Source organism: Lysinibacillus sp. DFXJR4 (assembly GCF_057196045.1).
Window position 1 is genome coordinate 373407 of record NZ_JBXUNW010000002.1, and the last position, 24180, is coordinate 397586.

Consider the following 24180-nt stretch of genomic DNA (forward strand, 5'->3'; position numbering starts at 1 on the left):
GAAGTTAGAATGACGATGGATGATTATTTTTATAATGGAGAGCTGATGAAATGCTATGAAGCAGCTAAGCAAGTGGCAGATGAAGCGGAAAAGGCGTTAGCTGAAAAATATATAAAATTATTAGAAGAGTATGATTTTGCTAGCTACCCTAAGCCTACGCTAGCAGTTGAAATTCAGCATGTGGAGCGCGCAGATGAAAGCTATCCTGAATCAGATGTTGTCGTAGAAATTCGTGCAATAAAGGATGAGGCTGAATTTTCTAGGCGTATCCAAGAGCTAGAGAATATAGCGAGAATCGGTACGACCTATGAAAAAGCACAATCATTTTTTACGCAAGGAGAATTATTTTTGTTTGCGCACCATTACAATGAGAGTGTGCATTGTTTTAAACAAGCTGTTAAGGAAAATCCAAATAAGGCTTTATATTGGGGAATTGCAGGACAAACGATGCACCGCTTTGGGTGGATGCCCTTTGATGCACTTGGTTATTTAGAGCAAGCAATTTATTTAGATCCCCATAATGCACGCTGGAAGTGGAATAAAGCGCTTGTCTTGATTCAATTAGCGAAGGATTTACAGCTGGCACCGTTTATGGCAAATGCCGCAATTACCTTAGAGGAGGCCCTTGCCGCTTGTGGAGAGCGTCAGCGATCATTGCGGGAAGCTATTCAAAATACGATGGATAATATGGATAGCTATGTATTTTCATAGCAAGGGTAAGATGTCTCGAAAATCGAGGCATCTTTTTTGTGACCATCATTCAAGCTTAATCAGGTAATCTGTGTTTTTTAACTTCATTCAGCAATGTTTTTTGTATCGAAAGCGTAGCCGGGATGTTAGCCTAAAATCATCGCATTCATGCGATAACGGCTAACTGACCTGATCACACAGGCCTAAGCACAAAGCCGATTCCTGACGCAATTATGCTGAGGCATAATTGATTAATCAAATGGAAAATCGAAACCTCTGTTATTAGGAGTATTTTATAGTATAATTATTCCAATATTTCTATATGAAATGTTGAAAAGAATCCTAAGCAAAGGGGGGAAGAAGCAATGGGGAAATTCAATGATGATTTTTCATTTGTAAAAAGGGGGAGTCAATTTCTTGTATTAACTGTGATTTTCTTAAGTGTCATTGCTTTAGGTGGGGACCAATTATATGGCATCTTCGGTAAGAACAACTATGTCACAATTCATTTAATGATGGAAATCCTTATTATTGTGGTTACCATGGCGATTTCGATTCAGGCCTGGTTAGTTTCACCCTATGTTTTATCGAAACGAGTTCTCTATGCTGGCGCTTTATTTTTAACCATTAGCTTAATAGAAATAGCCCATACCCTATCCTATAAAGGAATGCCTTTCTTCATTACAGAGAGTACACCATATGCTGCCACATGGTTTTATATGCTAGGGCGATTGCTTTTATCGGTTGGTGGTCTTGTGCTTCTTTTTATGAAAGACAAGGAAGTTAAAATTACCTTTCGATGGCAAATTTATACGCTGCCGTTTTTAATAATTATAGCTTGTTTTGCTATTATTTATGCCCCTACACCTATCTTGCCATCACTAATCATTGAAGGAGAAGGGCCTACAGCGTTAAAAAATACTTTGCAATATTTAGCGGTCCTGTTACACATCGTCATTATTATTGTTTTACTAAAAAAATTTAAAAGAGCACCAAAAATTATTTTTCTTTCGGTGGGCAGTGCGATTTATTTAATCATGAGTGATTATCTTTTTACAATATATCGTGATGTTTATGACATCAAAAATTTTATTGGTCATATTTTCCAGTTAAGCTCCTTCTACCTTTTATTTAGAGCAATTTATTTTTCATCTATTGAAAAGCCTTTTCAACAACTAATGGATACACAAGCTCATCTAGAAAAATCTCGTGAACAAATGCATTATATGGCCTATCACAATGAAGTAACGAACCTACCAAATGATCGTTTTTTAATGGAGACATTAAAAAGAAATTTATACATAACTGCATCGCAAAAAGCAATTATTGCCATTGGTATCGAAAGGATTTCAGCCATTAAAGCATCTTTAGGTAATACATATGCAGACCAGATGATCGATCTGATTGCACAACGGCTAAAAAACGTGATAACAGAGAAATATGATCTTTGTATGCTGCGAGAGGATTATTTTGTGATTTTTATTGATGAAGTGGTTCATACCCATCAGTTAACCCAGCTAAGTCAGCAGCTTCAATTGGTCATGGAAGAGTCATTTCAAGTACAACATTTTTCCCTCAATAGTCAGCTCAATATTGGAATTTCTTTATTTCCTACCGATTCAAATAGGGAGGAAGAACTTCTTAGATTTGCACTCTATGCGATGCATAAAGCACATAAGATTCCATCACGTATACGATTTTATGAATCCACTATGTCTAGTGAAATGACAGAGCGTCTTGTATTAGAAAATGATTTACATGATGCATTAGACAACCAGGAGCTTTATTTGGAATATCAGCCTCAAATCAATTTACAATCAGGTGAAATAAAATCAGTAGAAGCTTTAATCAGATGGCAGCATCCAAAAAAGGGATGGATTTCGCCAGGGGTTTTCATTCCAATTGCAGAGGAATCTGGTTTGATTATCCCTATCGGACAATGGGTGTTAGAAACAGCCTGTAGACAAGTGAAACAATGGGAAGCAGCCGGCCTACCTCCAATGAAGGTGGCTGTCAATTTATCATTAGGTCAACTTTTTCAGCAAAATCTAGTGGAAATGATACAACAAGTGCTTGACAAGACACAGTTGGATGCACAATTTTTACAGCTAGAAATTACAGAAAGCATGACGATCAACAGCAATCATATGACGACAATATTACTTCAACTAAAGGGACTTGGTGTGACCATTGCCGTAGATGATTTTGGGACAGGCTATTCATCCCTATCTTATCTAAAGGATTTTCCGATAGATTGTTTAAAGATAGATCGTTCTTTTGTGCAAAAGATCCATGCAGATTCTACAGATAAGGCATTAGTAGACATGATTCTTTCAATGGCCAAGCATCTACAGTTAAAGGTAGTTGCAGAGGGAATAGAGGAGATAGATCAGCTAAGCTATTTAGTGAATAGTAAGTGTGATGCTGTACAGGGCTTTTTATTCAGTAAGCCTATACAGCCTGAAATATTGCAGGAATCCTACAAATCACTTCACAATCATGTGAAGCGTATATTAGATTCAATTTCAGTTCTGGAAAAATAATAGTAATGGAGCTTTTTAATAAGTCTTCCGCCAAATAACGAATGCCATATCATAGCTGTTAAAGTTATGGACTCCACAGTCACACATATCGTGTAATTGTGGAGTTTGTTAGCCGTCCTGACATTGAATTTAGCGTTTCAGTGTTATTCCAACAACCGTCATTTCAGGCATAGGGATTACCCGTTTCTTTATATTCTACAATCATGGTATGATAGAGGTGATTTGATTTGTAGATATAAAGGACGGTTTTTATGGTACAAGAAGAGGCAAATAAGTTTATTGAAAATGTGTGTAATCATTTAGTGCGCAATATGGATATTTCAAAGGTAGAGCAACACTTTAAAGAAACAATTGCAATGCAGCGTGAATCGGCACAGTCTCAATTTGATTTTTGGGATAGATTGATGGTGAATATGCTATATTTTACTGAAAATGAGCAGGTTTGGGAAAAAGAACTCTTAAAAATGCTTGTAAATAAACAATGGTTAAAGCCAGCGGAGCTTGAGGAAGAATTATTGATGCATCAGCTACGTATCCGTCAACAGGTCGCTGAGCAAATTGATGAAGCGAAAAAATTGTTTCATAAGCAATATGAGAAAGAAGGGTTAGTAGAGGAGGATATCATTTACGATTATGCTTATAGTTCTGCTGGTCATTCTATGCGTATGGATTTAATAACGGTATTGGTGACGACCGCAGAGCAATCAAAACTCCTATTTAATGCTGATCCACAAGAAACCATCCGCATTATGAATGGTTATATAGCATACCATACAGATCAATTAATAAATCGAACAAAATTGAAATAAGTTTTTCTTAGAAGCTACCTAATATGTTAGGTAGTTTTTATAATGTTTGAGCTGTATGATGGTCAGAAGAAAGAATACAGCAGGGGAATTAATAAAAGAACCAGAGGCACAATTGAAGCGTACTCAAATATCAAAATTTTAAACGGTTACTGAAATCTGAGCAATAAATAAGTTATGCAGGAAATGAATATGGTAAGATAATAATGATTCCATTTGAAAGGATTTTGTTCATGAATACACCATTTACCTTTAAACATACACAACCTACTACTATGGACCCTCATAAAAAATATCCAGCGATTTTTTTACTGCATGGAATGGGCAGTCATGAAGATGATTTACCACAATTAGTGCAGGATTTTAAAGAACAATGCCATATTTTTAGTCTACGTGGACCTATTACCCAAAAGCCTGGCTATGCTTTTTTCACTATCCAAGAGGTTGGTAAACCAGACCGTGAAATCTTTGATAAAGTTTTAGTAGCGTTACAACGATTTGTGTTAGAGGCTATTGACGAATATCAAATTGATCCGCATAAAGTATTCGTGCTGGGCTTTAGTCAAGGAGCAGTTTTGGCACAATCACTTGCCTTTGTAATGGGTAATTTAATTACTGGGGTAGTAGCATTAAGTGGCTATACGCCAAAGTTTGTCACTGAAGAATATGCAATTCGCCCAATTAATCATCTACAGGCTTTCATTTCTCATGGTGATTATGATTATGTTATTCCACCACAATGGGGTACAGAAAGTAAAGAAACTTTTGAGCAGTTTGGAGCAACTGTAACATTTAAACAGTATGCAGATGGACATGGTGTTACACCAGAAAACTTAAGAGACCTTACTGCCTTTTTAGCGCAGGAGTTACAAGAAAATTATCAATAATGAAAGTCGAGACATGTGTTGTCTCGGCTTTCATATTGTTTAAAAATTTATTTGGATAAGCTCCGATCTTTATCTGTAACAGCAGCTACCGCTTCATGAATTGTTGTTTCAAAATGATTGCTTTGTAAGGAGGATACACCTTGAATAGTAGTTCCACCTGGTGAGCAGACCTGATCGACAAGTGCCCATGGATGCTCCTGTGATTGTAAAATCATTTTAGCACTACCGAGCACTGCATTTGCAGCTATATCCAGTGCCATATCTTTTGGCATACCTTCGCGTACAGCAGCACGTGCTAAAGCGTCGATATACATATAAGTAAATGCTGGTGAAGCCCCACCTATTGTTGTAAAAATAGAAAATAAACGTTCTGGCACCTCCATAATTGTGCCAACTGTTTCAAACAAGGAAATAACGAGTTGAAGCTGTGCAGTTGATACTTGCTCACTTGCTGTATAGCAGCTTGTGGATGCGCCGATAAGGGCATTGATATTTGGCATTACACGAATAATTGGGGTATCTTCAGATAAATAATCTTGTAGATATGTAATATTTTTGCCTGCAGCAATGGAAACAATGACGTGATTGTCATGTAAATATTTTTTTAACTCTGGTAAAACATCTGGCAGCATTTGAGGCTTTACACCAAGAATAATAATGTCACAATTTGACATAATTGCTGCGATAGAGTTGGTAGCTTGAATACCGTAAGAGGTTGCTAATTTTGTTGTTTTGGCTTTCGTCCGATTATATCCGTAGATCAGGGTAGAATCGAAATCCGCGCTTTTGCACATACCTTTAATAATAGCTGTCGCCATATTACCAAGGCCGATAAATCCATATTTCACGTGGTAGACACTCCTTTATATAGTCCAAACATACACATTAGTATAAAATAGATTGTTTTTCTTGAATAGCAATATGCAAAGAATCAAGGCAATAAGGTTCAAATTCACGACAGTCGGTGGTATCATAGAAGATGTTGTGAATGGAACTGCTTCTTTATACTTACGATAAAGAAATCATGTACTTTATGTGAACATAGAGACAGACTCTAGCTTAAAGAGGTAAAATAATAATTTGATATGTATGCAAAATTTGTCGTTTTCTATTGAGGATAGCTTGTAGAAATTATGAGAGAAAAGGAATTAAGATGAATGGAACAAAATCTAAAAACGGAGCATCAACAACAATCTCGCTCTACTATTTTAGCGCAAACAGTTAAAACAGGGATTATTAAATCCAATTTAATTCCTATGTGGGCTGGTTTAACACTTGGGATGTACAAAAATAAAATGACTTTTATCGAGAATATTCCTGAAATTATTTTTGCCACTATAGGTTCCGCACTTGTTATAGGAGCCGCAGGGGCATTTAATAATGTCTATGACCGGGACATTGATGCTATTATGCCTCGTACGCAAAGTCGTCCTACAGTTACAGGCGAAATGTCCACGAAATCTACTCTGACTTTGGCATTTATTATGCTTATTTTGGGTGTGGTTGTACTATATCTTGCATCACCACTAGCTGCAGCATTTGGTTTCCTTGGAGTATTTTTGTATGTAGTGCCGTATACAATGTGGACAAAGCGCCGCACTATCTATAATACAGAAATTGGAAGTGTAGGAGGGGCAATTCCACCTGTCATAGGTTGGGCTGCAGTCTCTTCCGACATTACACATCCAGCGATACTCGGTCTATTTTTTGTTATGGTTATATGGCAGATGCCTCATTTTTATGCGATTGCTATTCGTAAGCATGCTGACTATGAGGCGGCTAAAGTTCCAATGCTTCCGGTTGTAAAAGGAATGCGCCGAACGTATTATCAAACGAACTTTTATTTACTATTACTGATTTTATCAAGTTTTCTATTCGGCTCTTTAAGTATCGGCATTATGCTTGTGGCGCTATTGCTTAGTATCGCATGGCTTGTAATGAGTATTTACGGCTATCATAGTAACAAGGATCAAATTAAATGGGCGACAAAAATGTTTGTCTTCTCACTATTCCATATGACTATTTTGTTTTCAACAGTGATTGTGTACTCTTTAGTAGGTGTTATTTTTAAATTGTATTAATATCATCCGATTACAACAAAAGCCAACAAGTTATTCATCACTTGTTGGCTTTTTCTTATCTACTGATGTAATTTGGCGACTTGGCCATTCCAACGCATGTAATTGTCCGCCAAAGACAGCTCCACCGTCAATGCCAATTATATGATTTTCACCAAAATAGACATTGTAATTAGTAGGGTTTTGATGAAGTCTATACGTAGGTGTATGGCCAAAGATGACAGTTTTATCTCCCTGATAGCCTGTATGAAATTCCTCTCGTATCCATAACAATTGCATAGGGTCAGTTTCAGCCAAAGCTACTCCAGGAACGACGCCACCATGTACAAAGATAGCATCTTCTAACTCAATATAAATTTCAAGCGTTTCGATAAGCTGTAAATGTTCTTCAAGCTTCGGTAATGTCTGAATAAAAGTTGGTAAGGTGTTATTACGAATGGCTTCTTCAAAATCCGCTACCTGATAACCATAGCTTGCCAGCGTAGCATCTCCGCCACAGAGCCCTACCCAATGATTCCAAGGTTTTAGATGACCAGAGCGACAGGCTTTTAGCATAATTGCCTCATGGTTTCCTAATAGAACCCGTGCACCCATAGCTCGCAATTCGCTTACTAGGTTTAAAACACCGCTTGAGGCAGGTCCTCGATCGATATAATCACCTAGTAAAAAAAGCTGATCCTGTGCAGCATCATAATTTGCTGCCAATAATAGTTCCTCAAAAAGTTCTAATTCTCCGTGTATATCACTAATAGCTAGTATTCTATTCATATAAGTGCATCCTTTCCAGTTAAGTACAGTTACTATTTAGTATAGAGAATAGTTCCGCAAAATTCGACTTTTCTACTCATCTAGACGAATTACTATTTACGAAAGTTTTCTCTTTTCCGAAATAGTATTGATGAATGGAGATTCTATCTTATCAATGCTTTAAGCAATGGACTCCTTATTTAGTAGATGGTTCAAGTCCTATTATCACATCTTAAATTTTTCACTAATGAAAAGTTTACTTTATCATATGTCAGAGTGATTCCAATTCCTTCATCGTTCGTCTATAGTGTTGGAATAGTGGAAAGGAGGGAGTTTAGTTGCTACAGCAATTTCAACAAGATTATGAAAAGCACAGTGATTCTATTTTTAAATATATTTATTATTTGGTAGGAAACAAGGAGCTAGCAGAAGATTTAACACAGGAAACATTCTTTAAAGCCTATCAATACTTGCATACATATAGGAAGGAAGCAAATATTCTTACATGGTTAAGAAAAATAGCCCGAAATTTAGTATACGATCACTATAGACGAAAGCGAATTTATCAATTTATCCCGTTTTTTCAAAAGGATTGTTTACAAGATGAAGCCTTGTTACCAGAGGAGTTTTTACTGAAAGGGGAAATTTTTTTAGCTGTTTTTCAAGCACTTTTTAAGATAAAGCTTGAATACCGGGAAGCTATTATTTTGCGTTATATCGAGGAGCTATCTGTTAAAGAAGTCAGTGATTTACTTGGCTGGAGCGAAGCAAAGGTGAAAAATAATACGACACGTGGTCTTAGGGCAGTACGAAAAATACTGGGGGAGGAGGGAATATGCTATGAATGATTCAATAAAAAATGCTTTACGACAAATGCAGGATTTAAAAAGATCAACAAAAGATAAAGAGCTGACGTTGGAAAATCTAGAGAAAAAAATGCAGGTGGAAACAAAACGTCATCAATGGCAGTATCGTACAGCATTTACAGGTGTACTTGTTATGTTATTTTTATTCATCATCTTGTTAGTAAATGGCAATGAGAGTTCCAAAAATGCGATGCTTCCTTTAAAGGAGGAAATAGCATCAGTTCATTATATAGCAGCCCATTCAAAAAACCAATTTATTGGTAAAGATTCAAGACTTTATTTGGGCGTGAAAAAGCTTTCTCCAAAGGTCTATAGGGAACTAGAAACATTATTAGCCGTACAGCAAGAAATTTCCCCGAGTGAAAGTGAAATGCAGGTATTTGATAATGATACATATGATCTAGTCATTACCTTTAAGGATGGACATCAGCAACGCCTAAAATGGAATCGTTTTGCTAACGAAAATGGGGAATTATTAATGCTTGATTGGGATAAAGAAATATATTATACAATCTCTAAAGAAATGGCTGTAAAAATGGATGAGGAAATAATAGCGTTAAAAAGCAATTTTAAGAATTGGTCATTATGGCCACTTGTTATACTAGGAGTTATGATAGTGGAAGCTCTTTTGAGTTTTTTAATACGAAAAAAATACAGACTTCCAAAAAAGCCAGACCTCTATCCAGAAAAAAAGTGGTTGCTAGTGGATATTGGTGTGTCAATGATCATACTGTTTGCAGCAGTTAAAGTAAAGAGTCCGTTGTATGCAGGTTGGTTAATACCTGTCGCAATCATATTATGCTGCTGGCAATTTTGGATAAATCAAAAATTAACGCCACATCGTGGTTATATGGAGCTTCGATTATTACGGGTTGCTTATCTTTTATCCATTATTATGTATTTAATAATCATGTTTGCATCATAAATAAGTAGCAATCAACTAAGTGTCGGTGGGGATAAGGAAAACCCCACCGATTATCTTATAGTCAGTAGCATTTGGTTATTCTTTGAGTTTTTGCCATGCTTGCTTTGCAATATTTTCATCAAATGTTGAGAGAAGCCGATAGTTATTGGAATCTAGAATTCGAAAATGTTGACTAATAACATTTTGCTGCAGGCGATAACTATTGTATTCACTTAGGCTTTTCCACCATATGTAACCACCCATTGTTTTTTCTTTTGGCTGTAATGTTCCGTTATTCGCAATCAAATCCACAACCTCAAGTGGGTCACCACCAAGCTCATGCTGTAAAATTGAGCTTTCTCGGCATAAGGTACAAACTGCCACTGTTGTTGTCCAACCAGCCTGTATACGACCTTTTTCAATTTGAACAAGTGTTTTTTTTGAAAGCCCTAGTAAATCGCTCATCTGATCCTGTGTTAAATCTTTTTCGGTACGGATTAATTTCAGTTTTTCTGAAATAAGTGTGATTAATTGTTCACGATTCATCCAAACACCCTTTCTTTCAGATCGTTAAGTACCATTATACATCAATGCATTGGAGAGCGTGATTTCAGCTTTGATATTAAAATGGCTTATTAATGTAAAACAGACTGTCCAAATGATTTTGAACAGTCTGTTTTATCCCGCTGGTATCTTAAACTGCTCACCAAAGCCCAATTGGTTCAGGCAACTTTGTTACCCAGGATATAAAGTTTCACCGTATTGTTAAAATTCGTATTTTTTTGTGTCTGAAATAACGCGGAAATGGATTCCTTTAATTTGAGCGCTTACTTTATGACGAAGTGTATCAATATCGACAAGCTCATCATTATCATTCACACATTCTGCAATTTCCTGTAATAGCTTCGTAAAGGCTTCTTGGAAGAGTGAGCGCATATTATCGAAATCTAGACTACGGAAGTTCCCATCAATATCAAAAGCTTCAACAGAATTTAATTGCTTTGAAGCTCCAGCAAAGCGGTCGTCGTAAACTGTATAGTTTTCATCTGTGACAACGATAATATATAAAGTTTCACCTGTAATCGTTTTTAGTTCGATATTCGTTTTGTGTTTTTTGACGTCCGTAATAATGTGTATACCGTCCGAATGATATAGCTTAAACAATTTCATATGTGATGCCCCCTGAAAATAGAATCATATTCATATTTCATTATATATTGAAATGGCTAATAATGGAATAAGGCAAAAGTATATGATAAATCAAAATAGCCCTTTTTGTGAAATATTAGTAAAGCTAAAAATGATATAATCAAAAAACCATACCTCAGTGATTAAGCTTGAACAATAGAGGGCAATGCCTTTCGAAGAGGGCGCACCTCAATGTAATGTATTTGATGTCCTTGCTGCTCGTAGATACTAAATACATATGGAGCTAGCTCAATGTTTTTTGTTGCTTTAATACCATTATTAACTGTTAGGAACCATCCACCGAGCGTTTCTACTTCTTCTGCCTCGAGGGTTATATTCAATAAATTTTCTACATCTTCAACAAGCATTTTTGCATTTAAAATGTAATGATTGTCATTTAATTTTCGAATCTCTGCAATTTCATCATCGTCAAATTCATCACGAATTTCACCAACAATTTCTTCTAAAATATCCTCTACAGTAACAAGACCTGATGTACCACCATATTCATCCATTAAAATGGCCATATGAATACGCTCCTTCTGCATGCGTACCAATAATTGTTGAATTGGAATCGTTTCAATCACCCGAATTACTGGATTGATAAATTGCTCTAGTACGAGGGATTCATCCGTTAGCTGTTCAAGCAATCCATAGGTAAATAATTCCTTGGCATTAATAAAGCCTAAAATATTATCACGATCTCCATCATAAACAGGATATCTCGTATATTTTTCAGTAGCTATGAAATGGATAATATTTGTAAAAGATTCATTCTTCTCAATACCAGCAATTTCTGTGCGAGGTACCATAATTTCACGAGCAATACGCTCGTCAAACTCAAACACATTATTCACAAATTTAAGCTCAGTTTTATTGATTTCACCACTTTTAAAGCTCTCTGATAGCAACAATCGTAATTCTTCCTCAGTATGTGATAATTCATGCTCAGAAGCAGGCTTCATGCCAAAAAGGCCAACTAGGATACGTGCAGAACCATTCAAGAACCAAATAAATGGATACATTATCTTATAGAATAACATAATAGGCTTGGCAAACAACAATGTAATCGTTTCAGCCTTTTGAATAGCAGCAGTTTTAGGTGCTAGTTCGCCAACAACTACATGTAAAAATGTAGCAATCGCGAAAGCACTGCCAATTGTGAAAACCGTCATATATTTATCTGAAATACCGACCATCTCGAAAAGTGGATGCAGCATAAATTCAAAAGTTTTCTCACCGACCATCCCGATACCAAGTGCAGTTACAGTTATACCAAGCTGACAGGCAGATAAGTATTCATCCAAATGATTAACAACATGCTTAGCAGAGATAGCTTTTTTATTGCCCTCCCCAATTAATTGGTCCAGTCTAGAGGAACGGACTTTTACGATGGCAAATTCAGTTGCCACGAAAAAGCCGGTTAAAGCTAGTAAAATGGTAAAAATCGATAAGTTAAGTATGGTCTCCAAATAGTCGTTCTGTATAAACAGAACGTCACCTCCTAATTATGAATAAGTAAAAGCAAAGATTGCATGAGTGCAATACTTTCGGGTGAAACATTTTTTTTAACTTTTTCAATATGTTTAGTGTCTTGTTTGTTCATTTGCGCAAGAAGAGAAGTTACATCGTGCTCTAAGTCTTGCATTTTTAAACGAAGTATTTGTACATCGATTTCTTCATAGGGTGTGATGTTTAATTCATGCTGAATTTCTACAAGGGATAAACCCTCCTGTTTGCGCTGCTCAATAAAATGAAGTCTTTCAATCATAGCAGGGGCATAATAGCGGTAATTTGAGGCAGAGCGTTCAGCTTCTAATAAGCCGATATTCGTGTAATAATCAATTGTTCTTTTTGTAATGCCTGTTTTTTCTGCCAGCTCACCAATTCTTAATTTCTCTGTCCCAATGCAAACACCTCCAAACCATCACGTGATACTTTGATTATAACGTGATGGTTTTATACAATCAAATGAAAGAATTCAATATTTCAAAATTGTAAGATTTTTTTGGAAGATATTTAATGCATGTAACTACTTCAAGATATAGACAAAAAATCAGTGGGAGGTGTGCCCACTGATCAAAGTTATACGTTATTTTTTTAAATATGTATCGTAAAGATAATCTAAAGCCTCTTCACCAGTCATTTCTAAAATTGTTTCATCATTAAAAACTAATGTTACCACTGTGTGTGAGCCAATGATTTGATCATCCTTTATCACACATGTAACGTTTACCACGCCTATTTCTGCGAGCTGTTTTTTCATAGCTTCATCCCATGTTTGTTCAGAAAATAGTGGTGCTTGCCATGTCCCTCTCACATGAAGCTCTTTTTTGTCAGGGTCATAATCCCAGCGTATGTCACGTAAAATAGATTTAAATAGGTCATTAACCGTAAAAGTTGTGTTTTTATAGTTAATGGTAATGGCACGTATAGCATGTACATCACGACCAACGGCACTCGCTGCGGAATCAGCTGCAGAATTAATACCTGAAACTGCACCTTTAATTTCAGACAGTCGTTCCCCACAGCCGACTAGTAATGCACCTAAGCATGCTACACATGCTAACTTTGTTAGCCATCTCACAAGTAGTCCCCCCAGTTTTGTAAGTTGTTACTACTATATTATCGAAAAGAAAAATACGAAGAAAGGGCATGAAGGCGGCAGATTGTGACGGTTTTGCAACGATACGACCTCCACTTGAATGTTCAAGCAATTGGAATTTTTAGTATCTGAAAATTTAGTAAACTCAGAAATGAAAGGGAGCGATTTGGGATGAAGATTAATGATGAATTACTGGATCGATTAGGAACATATTTTGTCTATCACGCTGTCTATGAAAATTATGGGATTACCTTTGAAAATTTTGTTGAGCGTTGGTTACGTGGAATACTTGAAGTATAGTAAGCTACCCCTTTTAATTGAAATTGGTGAGCTTGCACACTAACAGCTATGATTGTGCAATTGCTTAGTGATCAATCGACAGAAATTAATCGTATTTTGCAGGTCATTCATATGATTTTTGGCCAAACAGATTTACTGGCGTTCATTGAAGCAATCGAAGCGGCACGTGCAGGTGAGCATGGCAAGGGTTTTCTATTGTGGCAGAGGAAGTACGCAAGCTCGCAGTATCCGCCAAATCAATTAGCCAAATTGCCACGATTATCGAAATGGTTGTTTGGGAAGCGGCTAAGGCAAGTGATGCAATACAAGGCGTTGTACTAGCTGTGAACCAACATAGTATCGATGCCAATAAACAGGCACTGGATGCAATTTTTACAGCATATTGTGGATTCACACAAATCGATAATGTGATAGCCGTGAGCCAGCAATCCTCCGCAGGATCAGAGGAGCTATGGCAACAATGGAACAATACATGACACCAAATAGCAGGGCACAGCAATTGGCAGCTATAGCTGACACTCTGCGTATAGCATTGGCTAAATTTCAATATTAAAAAAAGGGAGAGCTGTTGGCAAGGTCAAGTTTTCATTCGACCTTACGAACAGCTCTCTTGTTTATTTAAAAGATTGCGTAATAAATTGATTAGCTTCTTGCCAGTTATTGACCCGCACAACATTGTCAGGAACAGCAAGACGGTTATAAGGTGTGTCAAATAACACTACGGGTATTTTTAGCTCCTCCGCTAGCATAACAGCATTGTCATGCTTATCCTCAAAGAACGCATCTACAGCATGTTTTTTTGCTGCTGCTAGTTTATCATGGCTGCCCAGAAGCTCGATATGATCATACGGAATAGCCTGTGTTTTAAACCAATTAACAGTAATATCTACAAGATTTTCACCGCGAGCCGAGATATAGTAGAGCTCAAAATCGTTTTGCCAAGCACTTAAAATACTCTTTGCATCTTTCGCCGCTTCAGATACCTCATACATATAAGGCTCATTTTCCTTAAACCATGTATTAAACACACCTCGATCAATAGGATGTGGAAATGCGGATAAAAAATCATATTCACAGACATCATCAAGTGTAATGTTTACATTGTATTGTTTATTTATATGTGGAATGAGAGTACTGGGACATGTCACTGTTCCGTCAATATCAATACCAAAGCGAGGTTTTTTCATGCTAGCACCTCCCTAGGCGTTTGCGTTTGCTGCTTCTTCAGCTGCTCGCTTTTCTTCCATTTCTGCAGCTAATTTATCAATTTCTTTTTTCAGCTCTTCTACCATCGATTCTTCAGGGACTTTTCGAACAGTTTTGCCCTTCATAAATAGTAAACCTTCACCACGTGCCCCTGCAATACCAATGTCTGCTTCACGTGCTTCACCAGGACCGTTTACTGCGCAGCCAAGCACAGCTACTTTTAGGGGTACATTTAATTTAGAAATATACTCTTCTACTTCATTAGCAATGGAAATTAAATCTATTTCGATTCGACCGCATGTTGGGCAGGAAATAAGCGTTGCCATATTTGACGCCAAGCCGAATGATTTTAAAAGCTCACGTGCGACTTTTACCTCTTCAACTGGATCAGCAGATAATGAAATACGAAGCGTGTTGCCGATGCCTTTTGAGAGAATCGCTCCTAGACCTGCTGCTGATTTTACAGTTCCAGCAAACAGTGTACCTGATTCCGTAATCCCTAAGTGAAGGGGGTAATTAAAGGCTTTCGCTGCTTTTTCATAAGCTTCAATTGCAAGATTTACATCTGATGCCTTCATGGACACGATAATATCGTGGAAATCCAAGTCTTCCAATATTTTAATATGATGTAGGGCAGACTCAACCATACCGTCTGCAGTCGGATAACCGTATTTTTCTAAAATATGACGCTCTAAGGAACCAGCGTTAACACCGATACGAATCGGAATTCCTTTTGCTTTAGCTGCATTGACAACCGCCTCTACCTTTTCCTTACGACCAATATTACCTGGATTAATACGTACTTTATCAATGCCATTTTCAATTGCTTTTAAAGCTAATTTATAATCAAAGTGAATATCAGCTACAAGAGGAATATGGATACGTTTTTTTATTTCTGCAATAGCATCCGCTGCTCGCTCGTCTGGTACTGCCACACGAACAATTTGACAGCCTGCTTCCTCTAGACGAAGTATTTCTGCTACTGTTGCTTCAACATCATGTGTTTTTGTTGTACACATACTTTGAATGAATAATTCATTACTACCACCAATTGTTAAGTTACCGACACGTACGGGACGTGTATTTGAACGGTGACAAATTTCACTCATTAACTTTCTCTCCTTTTCGGGCCATACTTTCAGCCGTCACTGACATTTATTTTAGCAGTGTAAGAAAATAAGGACAAGGAAGAAACGTTAACATTTCATTTTCCACATTTGTTTTCAAATTCAAATGACAATGGAAGCTTTATATTTTCACCAGGAATAAGTGCCTGTAATTGTAAATGAGGATTCAATTGATAAAATAACTCCAAGCGTTCAGGAAAGGTCATGGGTACTTTTGCAGGATGAAGTGCAAAGAGGCTGTGAATCGTATCGCCTTGAATAGTTTGTACAGTAATATAATTTGGTTCTCGCTGTTTCTCGCAAAGGGCATTATCAGAGTTTTTTAAGGAAAATGCAGAGAATTGTAAAGATCCCTCCGTTAAATCTACTTTTACAACAAAAGCAATAATAATAATAATGGCTGTTAACACAAATGCACGCAAAAAAACCCCCTCCTTTTCTACACTATATTTAGAAGAGGGGGAAATCATGCACATTATTTTGCAATTGGTTGTTTTGGATATTTTGTAAAGGCAATAGTTAATAGAGTAACAGTTAAAAGTAAGGAAAAAACAGAGATAATTGTGCTGTTAATCGGTAGATAATCTGATAGCATGCTGATAAGAATAGCCCAGGTCATGGCAAATGTTGTTGTTCGCCAAATATGACGGTATTCCCCTCGGCGCTTCATCACTTTTAAGATAAATAGACCTGCTAAGGCATAGAGTGCAATTTGCCCAAAAATAAGCATGGTTGTAAAAACGAAAAGCATGATGAATGTTACAGGGTACAATAGCCATTTAATGCCTTCTATATATTCAGTTAACCCGTTTATACTTGTCATATCAAATGTATTTACAGACATACCAGCTGTAAAGCGACCAAACGAGAAAACCGTCACGATTGTTATAAGTAGAAAGGTATATTGAATGACTTTTCCGATAGGTAATAAACGGTAGGCAGCTAGTTTTTTAGGATGAATTAAGCTGTCAATAAATAGTTGTGAGTGGTTCATAGCATATCTCCTCCAATCGCTATTCTATCATGTTCAACTTTGACAAGATACGAGATAAGCAGTAATAGCTGAGAATAGAATGGTAAAATGTTAACATTGTGTAAAGAAGTTAAAGGTTTTCTTTACTTTTTCTACACTATCATTTAAAGATTAGGAATAGAGTAGTAGAGATGTAAGAATTGGAGCGAATACAATTGACGATAGATTGGCAAAACATACTGTTTCAATTTTTAGGCGGGTTAGGGGTATTCCTATTTTCTATTAAATTTATGGGGGACGGACTCCAAAAATCAGCAGATGATCGACTGCGGGAATGGTTGAATCGATTTACAACCAATCCATTAATGGGTGTGCTCGTAGGCATAATTGTGACGATTTGTATTCAATCAAGCTCTGCAACAACAGTCATTACGGTCGGGCTTGTCAGTGCAGGGTTTTTAACATTACGTCAAGCAATTGGTGTTATTATGGGTGCTAATATCGGCACGACGATCACGGCATTTATTATTGGCATTAATATTGGTTTTTATTTTTATCCACTGTTGGCATTAGGTGCTGGATTATTATTTTTCTTTAAGAAAGCAACATACCAGCATATAGGGCAAATCGTATTTGGTTTTGGGGGATTATTTTTAGGCTTGGAATTAATGAGCGCAAGTATGCAGGCCATTCATCAATTGGCTGATTTTGCATCATTAACGCTGCATCTAAGAGATCAGCCCGTTATTGGCATCTTTTTAGGGACAGTGTTTACATTACTTGTGCAAAGCTCAACAGCAACTGTGGGTGTGCTACAGGGCTTATATGCTGAGCATCTTATTGGCTTGGAAAGTGCATTACCTATTTTATTTGGCGAAAATATTGGGACAACAATTACAGCTGTTTTAGCGTCGCTAGGAGCTTCTATTTATGCGAAGCGTGCAGCTGCGGCGCATGTGCTGTTTAACGTTATCGGCACTGTTATTTTCATGATCTTTTTTACACCCTTTATGCAGTTTGTTCAATGGATTAGTGAGCTCTTCCATCTAGAGCCAAGGATGCAAATTGCCATTGCACATGGCTCCTTTAATGTAATTAACATGATTATTCAGGTACCATTTATTGGTGGCTTGGCGGTGCTTGTGACAAAGCTATTGCCTGGACGCGACGAAAATTTCGATGTAACAACGAAGCATTTAGATCCGTCCTTTATTGATTCGTCTCCAGCAATTGCACTTGGGCAAGCAAAGGAAGAAGTGCTGCGAATGGGTGAGCATGCACTACGTGGTTTGGAAGAAACATTCTTATATATGAAAACAGGTGAAGCTGTCCATATTCCAACTGTTTTGCAGCTAGAGGCAGGACTAAATCATTTAGACAAGGAAATCACAAATTATTTAGTGATGGTGTCTAAGCAACCACTTTCTCGTGCAGACTCTGTAAGACACCACACATTGCTAACAAATGTACGCGACATTGAACGCATTGGGGATCATTTTGAAAATATTTTAGAGCTTTTACAATATAAGGATCACCATGAGGTAAGCTTAAGTAAGTCAGCACGCCAAGATTTGATTGGCATGTTTAGCCTGGCAATTGAAGCGGTACGCAAGAGCATAGAGGCACTGGATACTGCAAGTTTAAGCTTAGCACAGGAAGTAACGGAGCTGGAAAGTCTGATTGATGATATGGAGGATAAGCTACGACAAAAGCATATTGCACGCTTAAATGCAAATGAGTGTAGTGGTGCCGCAGGGATTGTTTATACTGATATTGTGAGCAACTTAGAGCGTATCGGTGATCATGCTGTAAATATAGCCGATTCTATTTTAGGGATTCGACATTAAGAAATTGAAACTTTTGGTTTTGCTTGTACGTATGATAGGCAATGCACACAGCAAAAGGAGCGAATTTAGGTGGAAATTGTTGGCTGGATATTAGTGATTGCCTGCTTTATCATTTCATTTATTGGTTTGGTGTACCCCATCATTCCAGGGGTTATTTTTTTACTTGGCGGCTTTATAGTCTATGGATTATTTTTCTCATTTACCGATTTAAATTGGTTGTTCTGGGCAATTGAGATTTTATTTGTTGTGCTGTTATTTGGTGCAGATACAGTAGCAAACGCCTTTGGTATTAAAAAGTTCGGTGGTACAAATGCAGGGATGTGGGGTAGTACCATTGGTTTATTAATTGGACCGTTCGTTATCCCTGTTGCAGGAATACTAATAGGACCATTTTTAGGAGCAGTAATTGCTGAGTTACTTGTGGAGCGTCGCCCATTCGGTGAGGCCGTTAAAAGTGGTGTTGGTTCGCTTGTAGGTTTTTTAACTTCGACGGTAGCAAAAGCGGTTATCCAAATTGTTATGATTATTGTGTTCTTTATCGCTATCTGATTTTTTCATGTTATGTGTTTAGTTATATGAAAAAAGGGTAGGATAGTAAACGTATTGGTTTTCAGTCAAAAGGCTGAAATCTTCAATTTGAAGTATTTTTCATTGAATGGTTTGACCAATTTTGATAATCTATGAATGTACTAATTATTTCTTTATTTTAGGGAGGAACTTAACAATGGCTTATGAATTACCACAATTAACTTACGCTTATGACGCATTAGAACCACATATCGATGCAAAAACAATGGAGATTCACCATTCTAAACATCACAATACGTACGTAACAAATTTAAATGCTGCTGTTGAAGGCACTGAATTTGCAGAGAAAGATATTAACGATCTAATCGCAAACCTTGATGCGCTTCCAGCTGACAAACAAACTGCTGTACGTAACAATGGTGGTGGACATGCTAACCATACATTATTCTGGGAAGTAATCGCTCCAGGCGGTTCAAACACTCCAGTTGGTGAAGTTGCAAAAGCGATTGACGCTAAATTCGGTTCTTTCGATGCATTCAAAGAAGAATTTGCAAAAGCTGCTACAACTCGCTTTGGTTCAGGTTGGGCATGGTTAATCGTTGATGGTGACTCAGTTGCTGTTACATCAACTCCAAACCAAGACTCTCCAGTTATGGAAGGTAAAACACCAATCCTAGGCTTAGACGTTTGGGAGCATGCTTACTACCTTAACTACCAAAACCGTCGTCCAGATTACATCAGTGCATTCTGGAACGTAGTGAACTGGGATGTAGTGGAAGCAAAATTCCAAGCTGCAAAATAATGATTGAGTAATAAAAGGCTATGTCAACGGTGATTCTCACCATGACATAGCCTTTTTTGATGGTTTTGGTGGATAGAGATGCAAAAGTGACGGATTGAACTGACAATGATATGGATAGAAAAGCCCAAGTAATGGATAGAATCGAAAAACTTTAAATGATTGATTGGGAATAGCAACCTTTCACTTCAATATGCCGTCAAATAAATGATGTTTTCAAACATGAAATATCAAGTGCATGCTTTCCTGTCGTACCTTCGAATGGTATACTAGATATCGTGTATTTAAAATGTAATAAGATAAGGAGGGGAATACATATTGCGCAAAGCACCAAGGAAAAATCGCGCGGCGAGTGTTAAAGCAAAACATCATTCTAATTTAACATTTCGTATGAATGTCCTTTTCTTTGCTATATTTATCGTATTTTCAATGTTAATTTTTAGACTCGGTTATATGCAAATCGTGAAAGGGGAAGAGTATGTAAAATTTTTAGAGAGTACAGAGGAAGTCCCTGTTAATACAAGTGTACCAAGGGGCCGCATGTATGATCGTTACGGGCGTATTTTAGTCGATAATCACCCTGAAAATGCTATTACCTATACGAAAATGCAAACAACGAAAACAGAGGAAATGCTAAAAATCGCTGAAAAGCTAGCACAATTAATTGAACAGCCTACAAATCGTGTGACATTGCGCGATAAGCAGGATTTTTGGATACTTAAAAACCATGATGCTGCCTATAAAAAAGTGACAAAGGCTGAAGAAGACAAAATTCGACAAAAAAAAGATATTACAACAAGCCAAATCAACGCAGAGATTGATAAACTAGTGCGTGAACGTATTACAAATGAAGAGCTTTTACAATTGACAGAGGCAGATTTAGAAATACTAGCAATCTATCGAGAGATGGCTTCTGGCTATAATTTATCACCTCAAATTATTAAAAGTGAAAATGTATCGGCAGATGAATTTGCACGTGTATCAGAACGCTTAACAGAGATGCCAGGCGTCAACACAACAACAGATTGGAAGCGTGTGAAATTATCATCTCTTTCTATTTTAGGGCGAACAACTGTCCCGGCGAAAGGGATTCCAAAGGAAAAGCTGAATTACTATTTAGCTCGTGATTATTCACGTAATGACCGCGTTGGTGAAAGTTATATTGAAGCACAATATGAAGATTTACTACAAGGGCAAAAAGCAGTTGTTAAAAATATTACGAATAGAAAAGGGCAGGTAGTCGATACCGTGACAACCTATGAAGGTGAGCCTGGTAAAGATTTGGTCTTATCATTAGATAGTGAATTAACTGCTGCAACAGAGAAAATTGTCGAAGAAGAATTACTTAATTTAAAAGCACGTTCCGGTTCAAAATTATTAGATCGTGCATTTTTAGTTATGATGGATCCAAATACTGGAGACATATTATCAATGGTTGGTAAGAAGATTGAAAAAGATTCAGAGACAGGAAAAAATGTAGTCGTTGATTATTCATATGGTAACTTTACAACAGCTTATGAGGCAGGTTCTGCAGTTAAGGCAGCAACATTACTAACGGGGTACAATCTAGGAGCAATTACACCACGGACTGTATTAGGCGACGAACCAATCACCTTATTGGGTACTAAGGCGAAAAAATCCATTTTTAACCATGGTGGCTATATCTCGATGGATGGTTTAAGAGCCTTAGAGCAATCTTCTAACGTATATATGTTTAAAACTGCTCTTCTCATTAATAAAACACCTTATAGCTATAAAATGCCTCTTCGTTTAAAGGACGATACTTTCCAAAAAATGCGTAATTCCTATGCACAGTTCGGGTTAGGGGTAAAAACAGGAGTCGATTTACCAAATGAATTTAGCGGTGTTCAAGGTCCTTCTGGTCCAACCTATGGAGGGAAGTTACTTGACTTAGCAATCGGACAGTACGATACGTATACACCTTTACAATTAGCACAATATATTTCAACCGTTGCAAATGGTGGCTATCGAATTCAGCCGCATATAGTGAAAGAAGTGCGTCAGCCATCAAAAGATGGACAGGAGCTTGGTCAATTAGTAACAGAGGTTGGACCAACGATTTTAAATCGTATTGATAATTCATCAGATGAAATTAACTATGTAAAACAAGGGCTTCGTCGTGTCTATACAGGTGCACATGGTACAGCTAAAAGACACTTTGCAAATGCACCATATACAGCGGCAGGGAAAACAGGAACAGCAGAGGTAATATATTACGGGGATTTGAGAGAAAATTGGGGTACATATACACTTACGTATACACATGTTGGTTTTGCCCCTTATGAAAATCCTGAAATTGCCTACGCTGTAGTTATTCCTTGGGCATCAACAAACCCTCAACAACCATTTTCGGCTAATAGTGAGATTGCTAGAAAGGCTCTGGATAAATATTATGAATTAAAAGAAAAATATAAAACTGAAAAAGTAATAGATAGTGATGTAACACAGCCTATTTTACCAGCTGTGACAAAAGATAAAATTGGCGAAGATGAACAACAATAAGAGAAACCGCTAGAGCATTTAAATGCCTAGCGGTTTTTGTCAGTTGTGATATAGAAAACACGGTATGAAATTAAATCTCCATACCGTGTTTTCTTCTATATAATAATGCATATGAAATTCTACGCAGATAGTTGTTGTATTGCTAATTCAAATTGTTGCTTTGGTTTTTTTCCATAAAGCTCTATATTATTACAGAAATAGGACTCAACCATAAAATCAACAGCTTCCTGTAAAGAGAATTCTCGATGTTCCATTACGAGTGTTAGATATGTTTTAAAGTAATCGGCATTTTGTACTTTTACATGCTTAATCACAAAGTCAAACTCCTCTTCTATTAATTCATGACACAATTGCTTATTATAGCATCTTTTTATAAGGAAGCAAGTAATTGCAATTGTAAATTCTTCTTTACAATCGTTTACAAAGCATTACATTCCTTTACGTCTCTTTTACGAACTGTTTATACGAATTCAACAATCAAACATTATAGTAAAGATTGTAAGACAAACAACTATAAAAAAGTTAATGACGGAGGCAAATGAGATGAAAAAGTGGAAGTACTTAACGATGACAGCGGTAATGGGTTCAGCTTTAATGCTTGGTGCATGTGGCAGTGACTCTGCGCAAAATGGTAACAACGCAGAAACAAAAACGCCAGCAAGCTCAGAACAAGACACTGCTGACAAAAAACTGCAAGGGGCTGTAGCTGGGGATGGTTCATCAACAGTAGCACCAATTATTGAAGCAGTTGTTGAAGAGTATGCAGGAACTCAACCAGATGTCAAAGTATCGGTAGGTGTTTCTGGTACAGGTGGTGGTTTTGAAAAATTCATCGCAGGTGAGACAGACTTTTCTAACGCATCTCGTCATGTAAAAGATGAAGAGAAAGCAAAATTGGAACAAGCAGGAATTGCTTATACAGAGCTTCCTTTAGCATATGATGGTATTTCAGTAGTCGTGAATCCTGAAAACGATTGGGCGAAGGATTTAACGGTAGATCAATTAAAGAAAATTTGGATTGAAGATGGAACACCTAAAAAATGGTCTGACATTGATCCATCATGGCCAAATGAAAAAATCGTGTACTACTCACCAGGTACTGACTCAGGTACGTACGATTACTTTGACGAAGTAGTGTTAGATGGAGCAGATCTAGCAAGTTCAGCAACATTATCAGAGGATGATAACATGCTAGTTCAAGGTATTGCAGGTGATAAAAATGCTATTGGTTTCTTTGGCTATGCGTACTACTTGGAAAATAAAGATAAATTAAACATTGTCAAAGTAAATGGTATTGAGCCAACAAATGATACGATTGAAACTGGTGAATATGCACCTTTGTCACGTCCACTATTTGTTTATGTGAAAAATAGTGCAATGAAAGACAATGAAGCGGCATATGATTTCATTAAATTTACGCTTGAACATGGTGGAGATATGGCAAATGCAGTTGGCTATGTTAGTCTTCCTGAAGAACAATATACAGAAGCTTTAAAAACATTAGAAGGCTTAAAATAAGAAGACATGCATAGAGGGAAAGAGATGTATGCTCTTTCCCTCTCT

At 37.1% G+C, this 24180-nt stretch carries 25 protein-coding genes and 1 pseudogene; 14 read left to right on the forward strand and 12 right to left on the reverse strand.

The window, feature by feature from the left end; all coding sequences use genetic code 11:
* The first annotated feature begins 9 nt into the window (after positions 1–9).
* From AC2CGN_RS09885 to AC2CGN_RS09900, 4 genes are all read left to right on the forward strand, one after another.
* Positions 10–711, forward strand: coding sequence for an O-linked GlcNAc transferase (locus tag AC2CGN_RS09885; RefSeq protein WP_484513607.1), 702 nt, complete (start codon positions 10–12; stop codon positions 709–711).
* A gap of 344 nt (positions 712–1055) precedes the next feature.
* Positions 1056–3233: a bifunctional diguanylate cyclase/phosphodiesterase gene (locus tag AC2CGN_RS09890; protein ID WP_484513609.1), complete on the forward strand. Its 2178-nt coding sequence runs from the start codon at positions 1056–1058 to the stop codon at positions 3231–3233.
* 251 nt (positions 3234–3484) lie between these two features.
* Entirely contained in the window at positions 3485–4042 is a 558-nt protein-coding gene (locus tag AC2CGN_RS09895) for a hypothetical protein (protein ID WP_484513611.1), read from the forward strand.
* Positions 4043–4272: 230 nt separating this feature from the next.
* Positions 4273–4926, forward strand: coding sequence for an alpha/beta hydrolase (locus AC2CGN_RS09900; RefSeq protein ID WP_484513683.1), 654 nt, complete (start codon positions 4273–4275; stop codon positions 4924–4926).
* A 47-nt stretch (positions 4927–4973) separates the two neighbouring features.
* On the opposite strand, the gene proC is transcribed toward AC2CGN_RS09900, so the two are convergent.
* The gene (gene proC / locus AC2CGN_RS09905; RefSeq protein WP_484513613.1) at positions 4974–5774 is read right to left on the reverse strand and encodes a pyrroline-5-carboxylate reductase; all 801 of its coding nucleotides are present in this window, start codon (positions 5772–5774) and stop codon (positions 4974–4976) included.
* 309 nt (positions 5775–6083) lie between these two features.
* Between proC and cyoE the strand changes: the two genes are divergently transcribed.
* Positions 6084–7007 (forward strand): heme o synthase, encoded by a 924-nt coding sequence (gene cyoE, locus AC2CGN_RS09910; protein WP_484513614.1) that lies wholly within the window; start codon positions 6084–6086, stop codon positions 7005–7007.
* Between the two features lie 30 nt (positions 7008–7037).
* Here the strand turns inward: cyoE and AC2CGN_RS09915 are convergent, their stop codons facing one another.
* Positions 7038–7772 (reverse strand): metallophosphoesterase, encoded by a 735-nt coding sequence (locus AC2CGN_RS09915; protein WP_484513616.1) that lies wholly within the window; start codon positions 7770–7772, stop codon positions 7038–7040.
* Between the two features lie 317 nt (positions 7773–8089).
* On the opposite strand from AC2CGN_RS09915, the gene AC2CGN_RS09920 reads away from it, so the two are divergent.
* Both AC2CGN_RS09920 and AC2CGN_RS09925 read left to right on the forward strand, forming a co-directional pair.
* Positions 8090–8599: an RNA polymerase sigma factor gene (locus tag AC2CGN_RS09920; RefSeq protein WP_429982427.1), complete on the forward strand. Its 510-nt coding sequence runs from the start codon at positions 8090–8092 to the stop codon at positions 8597–8599.
* Positions 8592–9542 carry a hypothetical protein gene (locus AC2CGN_RS09925; protein WP_484513618.1) on the forward strand — a complete coding sequence of 317 codons (951 nt, stop codon included), beginning with the start codon at positions 8592–8594 and terminating at the stop codon, positions 9540–9542. The genes AC2CGN_RS09920 and AC2CGN_RS09925 overlap by 8 nt, the downstream gene beginning before the upstream one ends.
* 75 nt (positions 9543–9617) lie before the next feature.
* Here the strand turns inward: AC2CGN_RS09925 and AC2CGN_RS09930 are convergent, their stop codons facing one another.
* The 5 genes from AC2CGN_RS09930 to AC2CGN_RS09950 form a co-directional block, all read right to left on the reverse strand.
* The gene (locus tag AC2CGN_RS09930; protein ID WP_283868698.1) at positions 9618–10067 is read right to left on the reverse strand and encodes a helix-turn-helix transcriptional regulator; all 450 of its coding nucleotides are present in this window, start codon (positions 10065–10067) and stop codon (positions 9618–9620) included.
* A 219-nt stretch (positions 10068–10286) separates the two neighbouring features.
* The gene (locus AC2CGN_RS09935) at positions 10287–10691 is read right to left on the reverse strand and encodes a hypothetical protein (RefSeq protein WP_054770962.1); all 405 of its coding nucleotides are present in this window, start codon (positions 10689–10691) and stop codon (positions 10287–10289) included.
* 161 nt (positions 10692–10852) lie between these two features.
* Positions 10853–12181, reverse strand: coding sequence for a hemolysin family protein (locus AC2CGN_RS09940; RefSeq protein WP_429982425.1), 1329 nt, complete (start codon positions 12179–12181; stop codon positions 10853–10855).
* Positions 12182–12213: 32 nt separating this feature from the next.
* Complete coding sequence (locus AC2CGN_RS09945) at positions 12214–12618, reverse strand: MerR family transcriptional regulator (protein WP_313372987.1); 405 nt, start codon at positions 12616–12618, stop codon at positions 12214–12216.
* A 183-nt stretch (positions 12619–12801) separates the two neighbouring features.
* Positions 12802–13296 (reverse strand): hypothetical protein, encoded by a 495-nt coding sequence (locus tag AC2CGN_RS09950; protein ID WP_484513620.1) that lies wholly within the window; start codon positions 13294–13296, stop codon positions 12802–12804.
* Between the two features lie 189 nt (positions 13297–13485).
* Here AC2CGN_RS09950 and AC2CGN_RS09955 point away from each other — a divergent pair, with 189 nt between their 5' ends.
* Positions 13486–13614 (forward strand): hypothetical protein, encoded by a 129-nt coding sequence (locus AC2CGN_RS09955; protein WP_283868695.1) that lies wholly within the window; start codon positions 13486–13488, stop codon positions 13612–13614.
* A gap of 111 nt (positions 13615–13725) precedes the next feature.
* Positions 13726–14090, forward strand: a pseudogene (locus tag AC2CGN_RS09960) (methyl-accepting chemotaxis protein).
* Between the two features lie 138 nt (positions 14091–14228).
* Here the strand turns inward: AC2CGN_RS09960 and AC2CGN_RS09965 are convergent.
* The 4 genes from AC2CGN_RS09965 to AC2CGN_RS09980 form a co-directional block, all read right to left on the reverse strand.
* Positions 14229–14801 carry a 5' nucleotidase, NT5C type gene (locus AC2CGN_RS09965; RefSeq protein ID WP_484513622.1) on the reverse strand — a complete coding sequence of 191 codons (573 nt, stop codon included), beginning with the start codon at positions 14799–14801 and terminating at the stop codon, positions 14229–14231.
* A gap of 12 nt (positions 14802–14813) precedes the next feature.
* Positions 14814–15929, reverse strand: a complete 1116-nt coding sequence (gene ispG, locus AC2CGN_RS09970) for a flavodoxin-dependent (E)-4-hydroxy-3-methylbut-2-enyl-diphosphate synthase (RefSeq protein ID WP_484513624.1) — start codon at positions 15927–15929, stop codon at positions 14814–14816.
* A 95-nt stretch (positions 15930–16024) separates the two neighbouring features.
* Positions 16025–16369, reverse strand: a complete 345-nt coding sequence (locus AC2CGN_RS09975; protein ID WP_429982421.1) for a hypothetical protein — start codon at positions 16367–16369, stop codon at positions 16025–16027.
* 53 nt (positions 16370–16422) lie between these two features.
* Positions 16423–16941, reverse strand: coding sequence for a DUF1189 family protein (locus AC2CGN_RS09980; protein ID WP_429982420.1), 519 nt, complete (start codon positions 16939–16941; stop codon positions 16423–16425).
* 194 nt (positions 16942–17135) lie between these two features.
* On the opposite strand from AC2CGN_RS09980, the gene AC2CGN_RS09985 reads away from it, so the two are divergent.
* From AC2CGN_RS09985 to AC2CGN_RS10000, 4 genes are all read left to right on the forward strand, one after another.
* Complete coding sequence (locus AC2CGN_RS09985) at positions 17136–18767, forward strand: Na/Pi cotransporter family protein (RefSeq protein ID WP_286927286.1); 1632 nt, start codon at positions 17136–17138, stop codon at positions 18765–18767.
* A 69-nt stretch (positions 18768–18836) separates the two neighbouring features.
* Positions 18837–19316: a DUF456 domain-containing protein gene (locus AC2CGN_RS09990; RefSeq protein WP_286927285.1), complete on the forward strand. Its 480-nt coding sequence runs from the start codon at positions 18837–18839 to the stop codon at positions 19314–19316.
* Between the two features lie 175 nt (positions 19317–19491).
* Positions 19492–20097, forward strand: a complete 606-nt coding sequence (locus AC2CGN_RS09995; protein WP_283868687.1) for a superoxide dismutase — start codon at positions 19492–19494, stop codon at positions 20095–20097.
* A 315-nt stretch (positions 20098–20412) separates the two neighbouring features.
* Entirely contained in the window at positions 20413–22617 is a 2205-nt protein-coding gene (locus tag AC2CGN_RS10000; protein WP_484513627.1) for a peptidoglycan D,D-transpeptidase FtsI family protein, read from the forward strand.
* 119 nt (positions 22618–22736) lie between these two features.
* Here the strand turns inward: AC2CGN_RS10000 and AC2CGN_RS10005 are convergent, their stop codons facing one another.
* Positions 22737–22931: a hypothetical protein gene (locus tag AC2CGN_RS10005; RefSeq protein ID WP_286927283.1), complete on the reverse strand. Its 195-nt coding sequence runs from the start codon at positions 22929–22931 to the stop codon at positions 22737–22739.
* A gap of 229 nt (positions 22932–23160) precedes the next feature.
* Between AC2CGN_RS10005 and AC2CGN_RS10010 the strand changes: the two genes are divergently transcribed.
* On the forward strand, positions 23161–24135 hold the full coding sequence (locus AC2CGN_RS10010) for a PstS family phosphate ABC transporter substrate-binding protein (protein WP_286927282.1): 975 nt from the start codon (positions 23161–23163) through the stop codon (positions 24133–24135).
* Positions 24136–24180: the final 45 nt, after the last annotated feature.